Annotated in this window: 15 protein-coding genes; 2 read left to right on the forward strand and 13 right to left on the reverse strand. The window is 66.9% G+C overall.

The window, feature by feature from the left end; genetic code table 11:
- Positions 1 to 30 precede the first annotated feature (30 nt).
- The 13 genes from EYF70_RS14370 to EYF70_RS14430 form a co-directional block, all read right to left on the reverse strand.
- Positions 31 to 432 carry an MSHA biogenesis protein MshK gene (locus tag EYF70_RS14370; protein ID WP_229420863.1) on the reverse strand — a complete coding sequence of 134 codons (402 nt, stop codon included), beginning with the start codon at positions 430 to 432 and terminating at the stop codon, positions 31 to 33.
- The gene (locus tag EYF70_RS14375; protein ID WP_131146025.1) at positions 417 to 1166 is read right to left on the reverse strand and encodes a type II secretion system protein M; all 750 of its coding nucleotides are present in this window, start codon (positions 1164 to 1166) and stop codon (positions 417 to 419) included. Before EYF70_RS14375 ends, EYF70_RS14370 begins: the two co-directional genes overlap by 16 nt.
- Entirely contained in the window at positions 1163 to 1870 is a 708-nt protein-coding gene (locus tag EYF70_RS14380) for a PilN family protein (protein ID WP_131146026.1), read from the reverse strand. The genes EYF70_RS14375 and EYF70_RS14380 overlap by 4 nt, the downstream gene beginning before the upstream one ends.
- A complete protein-coding gene (locus EYF70_RS14385) occupies positions 1867 to 2820 on the reverse strand; it encodes a type IV pilus biogenesis protein PilM (protein ID WP_131146027.1) in 954 nt (317 codons plus the stop codon). The genes EYF70_RS14380 and EYF70_RS14385 overlap by 4 nt, the downstream gene beginning before the upstream one ends.
- 187 nt (positions 2821 to 3007) lie before the next feature.
- Positions 3008 to 6175 (reverse strand): DUF6701 domain-containing protein, encoded by a 3168-nt coding sequence (locus EYF70_RS14390; RefSeq protein ID WP_131146028.1) that lies wholly within the window; start codon positions 6173 to 6175, stop codon positions 3008 to 3010.
- Positions 6176 to 6191: 16 nt separating this feature from the next.
- Positions 6192 to 6677, reverse strand: a complete 486-nt coding sequence (locus EYF70_RS14395; RefSeq protein ID WP_131146029.1) for an agglutinin biogenesis protein MshP — start codon at positions 6675 to 6677, stop codon at positions 6192 to 6194.
- A 56-nt stretch (positions 6678 to 6733) separates the two neighbouring features.
- Positions 6734 to 7591 (reverse strand): prepilin-type N-terminal cleavage/methylation domain-containing protein, encoded by an 858-nt coding sequence (locus EYF70_RS14400; protein ID WP_131146030.1) that lies wholly within the window; start codon positions 7589 to 7591, stop codon positions 6734 to 6736.
- An 8-nt stretch (positions 7592 to 7599) separates the two neighbouring features.
- Positions 7600 to 8151: a PilV family protein gene (locus EYF70_RS14405; protein WP_131146031.1), complete on the reverse strand. Its 552-nt coding sequence runs from the start codon at positions 8149 to 8151 to the stop codon at positions 7600 to 7602.
- The gene (locus EYF70_RS14410; protein WP_229420864.1) at positions 8148 to 8717 is read right to left on the reverse strand and encodes an MSHA biogenesis protein MshC; all 570 of its coding nucleotides are present in this window, start codon (positions 8715 to 8717) and stop codon (positions 8148 to 8150) included. The genes EYF70_RS14405 and EYF70_RS14410 overlap by 4 nt, the downstream gene beginning before the upstream one ends.
- A gap of 28 nt (positions 8718 to 8745) precedes the next feature.
- Positions 8746 to 9198, reverse strand: coding sequence for a type II secretion system protein (locus EYF70_RS14415; RefSeq protein ID WP_131146032.1), 453 nt, complete (start codon positions 9196 to 9198; stop codon positions 8746 to 8748).
- A gap of 71 nt (positions 9199 to 9269) precedes the next feature.
- Positions 9270 to 9788: a hypothetical protein gene (locus EYF70_RS14420; RefSeq protein WP_131146033.1), complete on the reverse strand. Its 519-nt coding sequence runs from the start codon at positions 9786 to 9788 to the stop codon at positions 9270 to 9272.
- Positions 9788 to 11014, reverse strand: a complete 1227-nt coding sequence (locus EYF70_RS14425) for a type II secretion system F family protein (protein ID WP_131146034.1) — start codon at positions 11012 to 11014, stop codon at positions 9788 to 9790. Before EYF70_RS14425 ends, EYF70_RS14420 begins: the two co-directional genes overlap by 1 nt.
- Entirely contained in the window at positions 11014 to 12717 is a 1704-nt protein-coding gene (locus EYF70_RS14430; protein ID WP_131146035.1) for a GspE/PulE family protein, read from the reverse strand. The genes EYF70_RS14425 and EYF70_RS14430 overlap by 1 nt, the downstream gene beginning before the upstream one ends.
- A 167-nt stretch (positions 12718 to 12884) precedes the next feature.
- On the opposite strand from EYF70_RS14430, the gene EYF70_RS14435 reads away from it, so the two are divergent.
- Positions 12885 to 13601, forward strand: a complete 717-nt coding sequence (locus tag EYF70_RS14435; RefSeq protein WP_131146036.1) for an ABC transporter ATP-binding protein — start codon at positions 12885 to 12887, stop codon at positions 13599 to 13601.
- On the forward strand, positions 13598 to 14536 hold the full coding sequence (locus EYF70_RS14440; RefSeq protein ID WP_229420865.1) for an ExeA family protein: 939 nt from the start codon (positions 13598 to 13600) through the stop codon (positions 14534 to 14536). Before EYF70_RS14435 ends, EYF70_RS14440 begins: the two co-directional genes overlap by 4 nt.
- Positions 14537 to 14545 lie beyond the last annotated feature (9 nt).

The following is a 14545-nucleotide window of genomic DNA, read 5'->3' on the forward strand; positions in this document are numbered from 1 at the left end:
TTCGCATGGTTCGCTTCTGTTTCATGTTGTTCATTCCTGCCGTGCCGGCATGGCTTCGGGCTTGACGTACAGCCGCAGCGTTTCACGGGCCTTGCCGCGGCGCAGCACCACGCGATCTTCGCCCACCGATTCCACCAGTGCGCCCTGGAAACGGCTGCCCTGCCGTACCATTTCGCCACTAATCACGGCAATCCGGCGCCCGCCTGGCTCGCGCGACACGAGGATCGACTGCAATTCCGGGCCGGGCGGCGCGACCGGCGGCGCTTCCCCGCCGGCCGCCAGCGCGTCCAGGCCGGGCGGTGGCAGCGTCGGGTCGGCGACCTGCGCCCGCGCACCGCCGGGAAGCGCCAGTGCGATGGCCAGGGCGATGGCCGGTGCCAGCAGCACGGGGCGCAGGCGGTCGAAGAAGAGGCGCACTACAGGGCGATCCATTGTTGGTCCAGGCTCAGCGTATATAAGGTCAAGGTCAGCGTGGCCTTGTCGTGTTCGGTGGCATCCAGCGTGGCCTGGCCCCAGTACAGCCGGGCCGGCAAGCGTTCCAGCGCCGCCATGTAGGCCACCATGTCGCCATAGCCGCCCTGCAGCACGATGCGCACGCCATGGCGGTACAGCAGCGGCTTTTGCGGTTCCCCATCGGCGCTGTCCGCCGCTACGCCGGGCGGCGTGGCCGACAGCCCGGCCCGCGGCAGCACCGGCCCGGCCAGGCCGCCATCGGTGCCGGCGTCGCCGAAATTGCCATCGGTCGTGCCGGCCGGCGCCAGCGTGCGCAGCGACAGCAGCTTGAGCTTGCCGTTCTGCTGCACCATCTGCTGCAACAGGACCGTCATCCTGTCCGGCGACACCAGCGCGCTCTGCGTGGTGCGCAGCGTGGCGCGCAGCTGGTCGTTTTCCGCCCGCACGGCGGCCAGGCGCTTGCGCAGGTCGGCATCGGGATCGGCTTGCGCGGCCGCCTGCTTTTCGGCGATTTCCACGTCGATGCCGGCCAGTTGCACCTTTTGCTGCAGGATCGCGGTGCGCAGCGTGCGCTCGCGCGCCCCGGCCGGTTCGATGAAGCCCATGTAGGCGATGAAGATCACGCCCGCCACCGTGGCGGCGCACGCCATGATCCGCTCGCGCAGCGTCAGCGCATCGATGCGGGCCGCCCATTTCAGCCACAGTTCCTTCATCGCGCCCCCCCGGCACGCGCCTGCAGCGTGAATTCCACATACGGCGGCGGCAGCGGGGCTGCGGCAGCGGCAGCGGCGCCGTCGGCCGGCGTCATCGGCGGCGGCGCGAGCCGCGGCGGCTCTCCCGGGCGCGCTTCAACGCCGCCCGGCGCCAGCCCCGGCCGCGATATTTCCAGCTGCTCGAACGCCTTGCCCTGCAGCGCCGGTTCGCGCGCCAGGCCGTTCAGGTAGCCGGGCAGCAGCTCGGCGCGCAGTGCCCGGCCGCGCAGGCCGATGTCGGCGTTCGCGCCGCCGATCTCCACCCCGGTCAGCCACAAGCCGCTGACGCGGGTGCGTGCCAGGGCCTGGAAATAGGCGGAATAGCCGCGCGGATCGCCGACCCGGTTCTGTTCCAGGATGTCCGCCACGCCGCGCAGCGCGCGCTGGTCCAGCCCGGCCCGCTCCAGTTCGCTTTCCACGGCGGCATCCTTCGGCCGCGGCACCAGCCCGGCCAGCACGCTGGCCTTGCGGGCTTCCGCCTCGGCCAGCTGTTCCCTCAGGCGCGCCGATTCTTCTTCCAGCACCGTCACGCGGCCGCTCGCCGCGACCGACAGCGCCACCGAACCGGCCAGCGCGACCCCGACGACGATGGCCAGCGCCGGCGCCGTCAGGTAGCGCTTTTCCTTGCGGAAGCGCGGGTTGAACAGGTTGATCTGCTGGCTCATGCCACCGCACCTTCATCGCGCAATCCGCCGCCCAGCACGGTGAAAAAGCGCGCCTGCTGCGCCGCGTCGCGCAATTCCGGCACCTTGTCGAAATCGAACACGCTGTCCAGGTCGAGCAGGTCGACAGGCAGGTACAGGTTGGCGGACAGGTAATCGTGCAGGCTGGCGCTGCCGGTCGGCGCCAGCACCAGCTTCGACACGGCGACGTACTGGAACTGCCGCTCGAAATTGTCCAGCGAACGCTGCAGTTCCAGCGCGATGCGGTCGTACAGCTGCTGGCGCTGCTCCTGCGGGCCCTCGACCTGGCCGAGCGCGATATCCATCCGGCGCGCCAGGTAGAGCTCGCCGCGGAACGTCACCGTCAGCAGGCCGCCGTGCTCGTCGAACGCCAGCATGGCCAGGCCGCGCCCTTCCGGTTCCAGCAACGCCGAAATGTTGCGCTGGGCGATTTCGGGAATGTCGATCGCGGCCAGGTCCATTTTGGCTTCCACGTACAGGTTCTGCAGCGCCTCGATGATGCCGTTGCGCGCCGCCACCGCGAACACCTGGTGGTTGTGCGCCGGGCCGTTCGGGGCGACGGGGATGTCCAGCACGTCGATGGTGGCCTCGAGCACGGGGAAATCGATCATGTCCTTCAGCTTCCAGCCGACCGCCGTCTTCATTTCCGCAACCGGCACGTTGGGCGCTTCCAGCACCAGCAGCTGGTATTCACCGGGCACCAGCACGCTCGAGCAAAGGTGCTCGGCGGCATCGAGTTCTTTGCCGATGCGCGCGACCAATCCGGCCGCCTCGGCCCGGCCACCCGGATGCTGCGCGGCCGCCAGCACCGCCGGCTTGACGCCCGCCTTGGTGTCCGCGGCGCGCCGCACCACGGCCGCGGTCACGCCGGCCGCACCGGCGCTCAACGCCAGCCAGCCATCCTTTTTCCTTGCCTTGTGCCAGAAAGCCATGCGCCTGTTCCGATATCGGGTAATGCTTGCAGAAAACCATGCAGTGTCTTGATTATATTCAAGATTCCAGCATGTTCCGGTAGCAAAAAGCTATTTTTGCCGTATTTTTTTGCGTCGCGTTCCGGGGCAGCGCCGATTCGTGTGCAAGGTGGCGCTCCCCCGGCGAAACGCCTCCCGGCACCGCTGCCTAATAGATTTCGCGCAGGTAGGTGTAGGGGCTCATCGATACTGTGCCATAGGTGAGCACCCCCCGTACGCTCGGCAGCCACGCCGGGCCCGTCATCCACATGTATACCGAGCCGCTGCTGCCGCTGCCCGGTGCCAACAGCTTCACGGTGCCGGCGCCAGCGCTGACCTTGCCTACGGTGGCCTTGTCGACCGTGAGCGCGAGTTTGCAGCCACTCGCGCCCGCCAGCTTGGTGCACGCGGAAAAGTTCACTTCCGTCAGCGGGGCGAAGGTGGTGGCCGAATCGGTCACCGAGTCATACCAGGCCGCTATCCCGTTCTGGGTACTGAAGAATTGCGGCCTGACCGGCACGTCCATCGCCAGCGCCGCCGAACCTTGCAGGTTGGGCACGAACCAGCGGCCGGCCGCGATCCGCACGCCGCCCTCGACGGCGGCCGCGCGCTTCGACGTGACATCGTCGAAGTTGGCCACTTCGGCGGCGCGCAGGTACACGGAGACGGGCTGCGGCCAGTTGTTGGCGTTCGGCGCGCTGGCGTTGTAGGCCAGCGTCGACGGGAACGTGTACGTCCGCGTAACGGTCGCCGTGCCGGCATCGAACGCGCCGGCGGTGATCGTGGCGGTGCTCAGCACGGACTTGGTGGTGCCCGCCAGCGGCGCGTCTTGCGCCGTGGCACCGTTGGGCGCCTTCCACGCGCTCAGCAGCACGTCGTGCGCCAGGTCGTCGCGGTAGTTCTTGAGCAGCGTGCCGCGGCTGCTGAACGCTTTCACGTCCACCGTGAACGGCTGGCCGGAATACGCCATGGTGAGGATCTCCACCGACGGCACCGTGGTCTTGCTGGGATTCTTCGGGCAGGCCACGGCAGCCGCGCATTCCATCGGGCCCGTGACGATCGTATCGAAATGGTCCGGGTAGAAGCGGCCCACGTTGATCGTGGTGCCGACGACGTTGCCCGTACCCAGGTACGAGCCCACTTCCCTGCTGGCGTTCTCGGCGAGTTCCGCCGGGGTGGGCGCCAGCATCGAGTCCACCTTGATCACGCCCAGGTCGTCGAACACGAAGGTGCCCGTGGCGATGCCGGAGACGAACGGCCCGAATTCTCCCTCCAGGTCCACCGGGTCGAAATACTTGCCGGGCTCGCGGTCCGCCACCATCGCCCGGATCGGCGAGCCATCCTCGGTGGAGGCCGGCACCGCGCGCAGCTTGATCTTCTCGGGCTCGGTCTCGCGGCCGAAATTGGGCGCCGCCACCGTCAGGCCCTGCATCAGCGCGCGCACCGTCATCGTGAACGGCGTGCCGGCCGGGACGAAGCGGGGGTCGGTCGCGCTGGCCGGGTCGCCGGCCTTGTTGCTCGACTGCGCCAGCAGCAGCAATTTTTCCGGCCGCGATACGAAGGCACCCGTGGAGCCCAGCCGGGCATCGGCGTCGGTGACGAACAGCTCGATCCGTCCCACGTCCTGGTAGCGCAGCAGGAAGTCGTCGAACTCCCCCCTGTTCTTCGTGGTGGTGGCCTGGCTCGATGGCGAGCCCCCCGGGAACATCACGTTGCTGGCCGCGCTCCAGGCCACCGAGTCCTGCGGTGGAATCACGCCGTTCGCGGCGCACAGCGGCAGGGTGACCGTATTGCTGCGCAGCGCATACGTGCCGCGCACGCCGGCGTTCGTGCTGGGATCGTGGCAACTCATCGCGAAGCGCATCGGCAGCGTGGTGTTGCCGCTGGCCAGCGCGGTGGGTACGTTCTTCACCACATAGGAGATGTAGGTGCTCAAATCCGTATTCGCCTGCATGTGCTCCAGCGTCAGCGGCTTGCAGGGCTGGTTCGGGTCGCCGAACGGCTTGTTGTGCTCGCACGGCTTGTCGGTAAACATGAAGACCGGCGTGAAGGTCTGGTTACCCACGCGGGTACTCACGGTCGACGTGTCGTTGCCGTCGTAATAGTCGAACAGCTTGCCGCCCACCGTGACGCCGAAGGAAATCAGGCCGCTGGCCGATGCCGCCGGCGTGACCGTCAGCGTGATCGGCGGCAGCGTGGTGTCGACCTTGACGGTGCCGCTGTGTATGCAGGTCAGCAGCTGCCCCCTGGTGCTGCAGCTCCAGCCGGTACCGGTGGCCTCGCCATAGATCAGCGAGGCCGGCAGCGTGCCCGTCACGGTCAGGGGACCGCCCTCGTCCATCGGGCCGTTGTTGACGACGCTGATCGTGTACGTGGTGGGGGCGGAAGGGATCAGCGGGCCGTCCAGCGTCATCGTCACGCCGCGGTCGGTGGCCGACACGTTGGGCGCGGCGATCACTTCTGCGTTCAGCAGCACCAGGTCCTGCCCCGATGTGTAGATTGTCTTGGCCGACTTCTGGCCACTGGCGATCGCCGGCTCCTTGATGGTATAGACATCGAAATCGATGCCGTAGGAAGCCTTGTCGCCGTTCACGCCGCTGACGGAATTGAACTGGTTGCCTGGCTGATTGGTGGCATCGGCCTGCTCGACGCCATTGAAGCGCAGCGTTTCGCCGCCGCCCGACAGCGTGGTATCGCCTTCCCAGGTGATGTGCCCCACCCTGCCCGTGCCCGGCGGATTGGGGATCAGGAAATTGGCCAGCGTCAGCTCGAGCGACGAATAGCGGATGTACTGAAAACCTTCATAGACGTTCAGCACGCGGAACGGCTGGTCGCTGGCGCTGTAGATGACCAGCAGCTGGAACCCGCCCAGCACGCCCGACACGGCGCAGAACAGGCTCTTGTCGATGGCCAGGTCCTTGGCCGAATACGTGCCGTTGCCCTTGGCCTTGACCTGGTCGGTCACGTCGGCGGCACCGCCGAAATAATTGTAGCCCACCGTCGAGGACGTGTAGCGCCGGGTGGCCGGCGCGCTGACCGCCTTGCCATCGAACGTGACCGAATAGTCTGCGCTGCTGCCGGAGCCGGCCCAGTACAGGTAGGCCGCCAGCACCCGGGCTCCCGTCGGCAGGCCCGACAGGCTCATGTTGACCGACGTCGTCGTGGCGCACGGATCGTCGTCGTTCGACTTGGTGCGCAGCGATTTTTGCGTGCCGGTCATGGTCACATTGCCGGCAAAGCTCTTGAACAGCACGATGGGCGTATCGGCCAGCGCCGGCGCGGCGCACAGCGCCAGGGTGGCCGCGCACAGCGCGCGGCGGGAAGATTGTCGGAGCATGCGGAACGCTTTCATGTCAGATGACCACCTGCACGACACGCTGCACGTAGTCGGCGCCGGGCGCGGCGTTCGGGCAGGCGCCGCCGGCCGGCGCGTTGCAGGCGGTGGCCGTGATGCGCGTCTGCGTCAGCGCCGGCGCGCCATCCGTGCCGACCGTGACGCAGGTGACGGTGACGGTCATTGCCGACAGCGCGCCGGGTGCCGTAAAGCTCGTGTTGACGCACGCGCCGTTGTTGCCGAGGAACTGGAACAAGCCGAACTCGACGCCGGTCCGTGCCGCTTCGTAGGCGCGGGTGCCCAGCAGGTCGATCGTGGCGGACTGCCGCTGCGTGGTGGCGGTGGTGACGATGGCCGCGCCGACGCCGCTGAGCACGACGAGCAGGAAGATCGCCGTGACGATGCTGACACCGCGGCTGCGAATATGGCGGCGCACGAGGCGCGGGTCGATGCGGTGCGATCCAGTACGGGTAACGACAGCCCGGTTCATGGCGGCTCGGTTCATGGCAGCTTGGTTCGTGGCAGCTTGGTTCATGGCAGCTCGGTTCAAGTCGGCTCGGTTCAAGTTGGATTGTCGAGCTGGGTCTGGCGCACCATCTGCGCCCCCTCGCCGTTGGCATGCTGCAGCGACAGCACCAACGTCATCAGCGAACCGTTGTTCGCCCCCGGCAGCAGGGTATTACCGAAGATGCAGCCGGCGACCTTGTCGGTCAGCACGGCGCCGGTGCCCAGCGCGCCCATGCCCGGAGTCAGGTCCGCCGCGTTGAAGAAGCGCTGCAGCGTGCCCCCGCCATTGGCGCCGGGCGTGCAGACAAAGGTGACCTTGCCCGTCACCACCTGGAACATCTGGCCGGCCGGTTCGGCGCCGGAAAAGTAATTCGTCTGCAAGGTAATGCGGCTGCCGTTGATGGCGCCGACCCGCGAGATATTGGCGGCGCCCTTGCCGAACTGGTAGGCGTCGTACGGCGCAAAGCCCAGGTTGCCGAACACGATGTAGTCGCCCGGCACGATGGCCTGCCGGCCCGCGGGCGGCGCGCCGATGAGGTCGAAGCTGCTGCTGCCGCCGACGAAATCGAGCGGCAGCAGTGTCGCGGGAGGATTGTCGTTGACGCTGACATAGCGGGCGCCGGTCTTCGACAGCAGGAACTGGATCGCCAGGTTGCCGTTCAGGATGGTGACCGTCCTCGGCGCGGCAAGCCGCAATTCACGGCTCATGCGCCGCAGCGCCAGGTCGGCCGCGTCCGCCAGGTCGGCACGCGCCTCGGTGGCCAGGTTGCTTTGCACCGGCACCCGGATGAACAGCGCCGCCATGCTGGCGACAATGCCGGTGATGACGATCACGATCACCGCCTCCACCAGCGTAAAGCCGCCGCTCCTGGCGGCCCGCCTGCTCACTTCGATGCCTTGTCTGCGCGCCATGTCCATGTTCAGTTGTTCGGTGCGTAGCGGCTGCGCCAGCTTTCCAGCGTGACCGCGCTGTTGTCATAGTTGACCGTCACCTGGATCCGCAGGCCGGCGTCGGCCGGCACGGCACTGCCGGCCGGGCCGAAGCCGGCCTGCGTGATCGTGACGGTGGCCGTGTAGCCCGCCGGGAACGGCGTGCCGATCACATCGGTGGCGTAGGTCTGCGGCACGCCGTACGTGCCCACGTAGTCGTTGACGTTATCGAACGGGCGCAGGCCGCCGCCCGCTTCCTGGCCGACACCTTCGGGTTTCGTGCAATCGGCGGCCGACGTGGCGGTGAGGAAATCGGGATCGCTGATATCGCACCACGAAAAGCGCGCGGCGCGGATCTCGTCGACCAGGCTCTCGGCGATCGCCATCGCCTGCTTTTGCCGGATCGGGTCGGCGCTGCTCCGGGTGTTGTAGCTGATCACGCCCAGCACGCCGACCACGGCGGTGCTGACGATGACAATGAACATGACCAGTTCGATCATCGTCAGGCCGCGCTGGCGGCGCATGGTCCGCCGGGCCGTCATCGGGTAAACCCCGTTTCCGGTTCGATGACCGTGTCCTGGCTGATGCCGCCGCCGCTGACGCGCACCGCCAGCCGGGCCACGAAGGTGGAATTGACCACGCTGTCGCCATCGGAGGCGTTGAACGGCTTTCCGGCAGGGTCGAAATAAAACATGGGGGCCGCCGTGATCGCCAGTCCGTTGGGAATGCCTTCGCAGGCCCAGGTGGTGAGATTGCCGCACCGGGCCAGCGTGGTGGCACTGCCGCTGTTGCTGTTCGCGGGCGCCGGCACCTTGCCGTTGCAGCCCGTGTCGTAGCAAAGCGCCACGCTGTTGCCATCGAGGCGCACATACACGTTGCGGTTCTGCGCGATCGCCTGTTTCTGGGCCAAACGGATCAGGGCGGTGGTCTGCTGGGAAAAGCCGGCCACGTCGAAGGTGCGCTGTTCGAAGAAGCGCGGCGCGGCCACGGCGCCGAGGATACCGACGATGAGCAGGATCAGGACCAGTTCGACCAGCGTAAACCCAAACTGCCCCGCACGAGGTCGGGGCAGCCGGGAAACAGGTCGGATAGGCTTGGCGGTCGTCACGAAGACGAGTATGCCACTATCCGCCGGATCAGCAGGTACCGGAGACGGCGGTGACCGTACCGTTGGCTGGCGTGTAGGTGAAGGCGCAGGTGGTCGTCTTCTTGTCGGCGATCGTGACTGGGGCGGTACCCGTGATCTCGTAGTCGACGGTGCCATCCAGGCCGGCCGCCAGGGCGATGCCGGCAGCATCCGGGTAGCCCTTGTCGGTCACCGAGATCGCCACGCCATCGAGCGTCACGGAGCGGCTGCTGGCGGTACCGGTCACCAGCCACTGCGCACGGGTGATCGCTGCCGCGCTGGAGACCGCACCGCGGGCGCCCTGCATCTTGGCGCGGCGTGCGTCGCTGCCCATGTCGGCGAACTTCGGCAGTGCCGTCGCGGCCAGGATGCCCAGGATCACGATGACGACGATCAGTTCGATGAGGGTGAAGCCGCCTTGACCACGGGAAACTTGCGAGAACGAAGCTTGTTTGAATTGCATGAGAATCTCCAACGTAACAATAAGAATGTGTTTGTGACGGAAGCGACACGAGGATGCGTTTTACATTCTGTTCAACCGTCTACCTGGGTAAGGGCAACGCTCAGCTTCGCTACATCTGCTGTCGTTCCTGGCGGCTTGGCGTTGTTCGTGGGCAAGCAAAGTGATTCTACACGGTAACTCCAATGTGTATAGTGACGTGTGGAAAAAGTTTTGTTTCCGCTGAACAAATACACAATGATCTGTTGTTTTCTGTCGAAAACCCAGCTGCCGCGGGGGATGTTTCGACCATTTAGTTGATCCACCTCACCCACATATCCCGGTGGTGCGTGTTCAAGGAGAGCAACCGGATTGCTGCCGACCAGGGCTTGCAACCGTCCCGTGTCGCCGGCCAGGGCCGCTTCCATGATTTTGCCGGCCAGGGCCGTGCGCATGGCCGCCACCTGGAAGCGCACGCCGGCCAGTTCGGCCTCGGCCCGGTAGCGCAGCACGTAATGCAGCAGCACGCCCGCCAGCACGCTGAACACCATGGCGCAGATGGCGAATTCGAAGCGCGTGGCGCCGCGCGCCCGCTGGACGGCGCCGGCCACCATCAGTGCAGCGCGGCCTTGCCCAGGTTCCAGATCGGCAGGAAGATGCCCAGCGCCAGGATCAGCACCATCACGCCCAGGAAGGTGATCAGGATCGGTTCGATCTGCGCGGCCAGTGTCTTCAGTTCGTAGTCCACTTCCCGCTCGTACAGCAGCGCGATCTCGTCCATCAGGTCGTCCAGCGAACCCGATTCCTCGCCCACGGCAATCATCTGCAGCACGATGGGGGTGAAGATGCCGGCCGCGACCGACGTGCGCAGGATGCTCTCACCCCGTTCGACGCTGTCGCGCATGCTCTCGACGCGCTGGCTCAGGTGCGCATTGTCGACGGTCTGCGACACCACCGTCAGGGCTTGCACGATCGGCACGCCGCTCTTGGACGACAGCGCGAAGCTGCGTGCGAAGCGGGCCATGGTGGCCTTGTGGATGATCTTGCCGGCCACCGGCAGCTTCAGCTTCCAGCGGTCCCAGCGCAGCAGGCCCAGCGGCGTGCGCACCCAGCCGCGCAGCGCGAAGCCGGCCACCGCAGCCGCGCCGAGCATGATGTACCAGTATTGCGTGGTGAAGTTCGACGTGGCGATGAGGATCCGCGTCATCAGCGGCAGCTCGGCCTTGAAGCTCTGGAACACCTGCACGAACTGGGGAATCACGAACATGTTGACGATGAACATGGCGATGACCATGGCGATCACCACGAACATCGGGTAGCGCAGCGCGCTTTTCACCTTGCCGCGCATGTCGCGGTCGAATTCCAGGTGGTCGTACAGCCGCAGCATGACTTCGTCGAGCCGGCCCGTCATTTCGCCCACGCGCACCATGGACAGATAGAAATTATTGAACACGGTCGGGTGGTTGCGCATCGAGATGGACAGTTCGCGGCCGGCGTCGAGCGATTCGCGCAGGTCGCGGATCACCTTGGCGAAGGCGGGCGACACGGCCGATTCCTGCAGGCCCGCCAGGCCGCGCATGATCGGCACGCCGGCCTTGAGCAGCGTGTACATCTGGCGGGAAAACAGTTGCACGTCCAGCGGCGTGACCTTTTTTTCCCGCAGCCGGGCCCAGGTGGACTGGCCGCCGCCCTTGGCCGGGGCGCGCGTGGGCGAGATGTCGACCGGGGTGGCCCCCGATCCCATCAGCTGGTCCGCCACGGCCGCCGAATCGACGGCTTCCAGCACACCCTGCATCAGCTCGCCGCGCGTATCGCGCGCCTTGTAGGCAAAATAAGGCATCAATCCTCTTGCTGGTTACTGATCCGCATGGCTTCGGAAATCGTGGTGCGGCCCTGCACCACCAGCTGCACGCCATGGCGGCGCAGCGTCTGCCCCGCCATTTCGCGGGCAGCCGCCTTCAGGAAGTGCGCCGGGTCCGGGTCGTTGGCGGCATCGACGACGGCATTCGTCATTTCCAGCAGTTCATACACGCCGGTCCGGCCGCGGTAGCCCATGCCATTGCAATGCGAGCAACCCTTGCCATGGAAATAGCGGGCCATGTCGACCTTGTCGTTCAATTCCAGGCTCAGCCATTCGCGTTCGGTGGGCGTCGGCGTGTACGGTTCCGTGCAGCTTTCGCAGATCACGCGCACCAGGCGCTGGGCCAGCACGGCCTGCAGGGAACTGGCCACCATGTAGCGCGGCACGCCCATGTCCATCAGGCGCAGCGGCGTGCTGGCGGCATCGTTGGTGTGCAGCGTGGACAGCACAAGGTGGCCCGTCATGGCGGCGCGCAGGCCGATCTGCGCCGTTTCCTGGTCGCGCATCTCGCCCACCAGCACCACGTCGGGATCCTGCCGCAGCGCCGAGCGCAGCACGCGGGCGAAGTTCAGCTCGATCTTTTCATTGACCTGCACCTGGTTGATGCCGGGCAGCCGGTACTCGACCGGGTCTTCCACGGTGATGAGCTTTTTTTCCACGGAATTGAGTTCCGCCAGCGCGCTGTACAGCGTGGTGGTCTTGCCGGAACCGGTCGGCCCCGTCACCAGCACCAGGCCGTTCGGCCGCTGCACGATGGCGCGGAACTTTTCCATCAGCGGGCGCGGCATGCCGATCGCATCGAGCCGCAGGTTGGTGCTGCCCTGCGACAGCAGTCGCATGACAATGGATTCGCCGTACTGCGTGGGCATGGTCGAGATACGCACGTCGATGCGGGTATTCTTGACGCGCACGGCGAAGCGGCCATCCTGCGGCAGCCGCTTTTCCGAGATGTCGAGCTCCGACATCAGCTTCAGGCGCAGCGCCAGCGCGGCCGCGATCTTGATGTCGGCCTGGGTCTGCAGGTGCAGCACGCCGTCGATGCGGAAGCGGATGTGCAGCCGGGCTTCCTGCGGTTCGATGTGGATGTCCGAGGCGCGCACCTGGGCGGCATCGTCGAACACCGATTGCAGCAGTTTCACCACCGGCGCTTCTTCCAGCCCCGGATTGGCGGCCAGCGCGCCGAAGTCGACGGACACATCGCCCATCTCCTCTTCCAGCTCGCGCGCCAGGTCGGTGATGTCGTCGGTACGGCGGTAGATGCGGTCGATCGCGGCCAGCACCTCGGTTTCGTTGACGACGGCCAGTTCGACGTTCTGCTTGACGATGCGGGCGATCTCGTCGTACGCGAACAGGTCGGTCGGGTCCGAAATGCCCACCAGCATGCCCGAATCGCGCTGCTCCAGCACCAGCGCACGGAAGCGCCGCGCCTGCGTTTCCGGCAGCAGGCGCACCAGGTCCGGGTTGATGTTATAGAACTTGAGGTTGATGTACGGAATGTTCAGCTGGCGCGCCAGCGCGCCGGCGATCTGCTCTTCCGTGACATAGCCGCTGTCGATGAACACGCGGCCCAGCTTGCGTCCGCTGCGCTTCTGCTCCGCCAGTGCCAGGCCGAGCTGTTCCTCGGACAGCAGTTTTTGCTGCACCAGAATTTCCCCGAGCCTTACCTTTTCCGGCCTTGCCATATGCGCGCATCTCCCATGTTGCGGTACATCAAGTAATTAACCGTCGATTGTAGAACGAAAGGTTGCCCATGGGCTAGGAAATACCGGTCCGGCACTGGCGTGCGGCGTCGGTTCTTTGCTACAGTGCCGAATCGTCAATGTCAGCGTCCATGTCACAATCCCATCGAATGCCAGAACCCGCCCTGTGCTTCCGGCACGTCGCCCGGCAGCAAGGCGGCCGCGCCGTGCTGGCCGGCGTCGACCTGGCGCTGGCGCCGGGCGAGATCCTTGGCCTCGCCGGCGTCAACGGCGCCGGCAAGACCACGCTGCTGCGCTGCCTGCTGGACTTTTGCGACATCGACAGCGGCGACATCGCGATCTTCGGCGTTCCTCATGCGCGGCCCGCCGCGCGCCAGCCGCTGGCCTATCTCCCCGAGCGCTTCAATCCGCCCGCCCACCTCACGGGCGGCGAATTCCTCGCGCAGGTGCAGGCGCTGCATGGCCAGCGCGCCGATGCCGGCGCCACCGCGGCGATGCTGCGGGCGCTGGACCTCGATGCCGCCGCGCTGCGCCGCACCACGCGCCACTATTCGAAAGGCATGACGCAGAAGCTGGGCCTGGCCGCCACGCTGCTCCTCGACAAGCGCCTGTACGTGCTGGACGAACCGGCCAGCGGCCTCGATCCGCAGGCGCGTGCCCTGTTCAAGCGCGCCGTGCTGGCCCGCCGCGCGGCCGGCGCCGCTGTATTGCTCACCTCGCACGCGCTGGCCGATCTCGGCGAACTGTGCGACCGGATCGCGATCCTGCATGGCGGGCGCATCCGCTTTGACGGCACGCCCGCGGAATGCATCGGCCAGTTCGGCGCCGCGGACCTGGAAGCGGCGTTCCTGGACGCGGTTGCATGATGTACTTTACCCACTTCGGCCTGCGGCAGGCGCCGTTCTCGATCACGCCCGACCCCGCCTTCTTCTATGGCGGCAACCAGCGCGGCGACATGCTGGCGGCGCTGCTGTACGCGGTGGCGCAGGGCGAAGGCATCGTCAAGGTCACGGGCGAGGTCGGCAGCGGCAAGACCATGCTGTGCCGCATGCTGGAACGCCGCCTGCCGCCCCGCGTGGACGTGCTGTGGCTGGTCAATCCGAACCTGGCGCCGGGCGAGGTGCCGTACGCGATCGCCGCCGAGCTGGGGCTCGACGCCTCGGGCCGGCGCGGCGACCAGGTGCTGCGCCAGCTCAACGACGAACTGATCGCGCGGCACGCGGACGGCCGCCAGGTGCTGCTGCTGGTCGAGGAAGCGCAGGCCATGCCGCTCGAATCGCTGGAAGCGGTGCGCCTGCTGACGAACCTGGAAACGGCGCGCCACAAGCTGCTGCAGATCGTGCTGTTCGGCCAGCCCGAGCTCGATGCGCACCTGGCCCTGCCGCGCATGCGGCAGCTGGCCGAGCGCATCACGCACAGCTTTTTCGTGCCGGCCCTGCCGCCGGACCAGGTCGGCGCTTTCCTGGCCTTCCGGCTGCGCGCCGCCGGCCATCCGGACGGCGGCTTGTTTACCGCAGCGTCAACGCGGCGCATCGCGCGCGCGTCACGCGGTATCATTCGCCGTATCAACGTCCTTGCCGACAAGGCCTTGCTGGCCGCGTATGCGGACGATGCCAACACCGTGCAGGTGCGCCATGTGCGGCTGGCCGAGCGGGAATGCGGGTTCGTGCGGGCCCGCCCGGCGCTGCCGGCTCCCGGCCGCCGCGCAGCCGGGGTGCTTGCCATCGTGCTTGCCATCGCGGCCCTGGCCGCGGTCGCCACGGCCGCGGTACTGGCCACGGCGCGGAGTACAGGCTTTTGAGGCGCGGGC

It is taken from the genome of Pseudoduganella albidiflava (assembly GCF_004322755.1).
GTDB lineage: Bacteria > Pseudomonadota > Gammaproteobacteria > Burkholderiales > Burkholderiaceae_D > Rugamonas > Rugamonas albidiflava.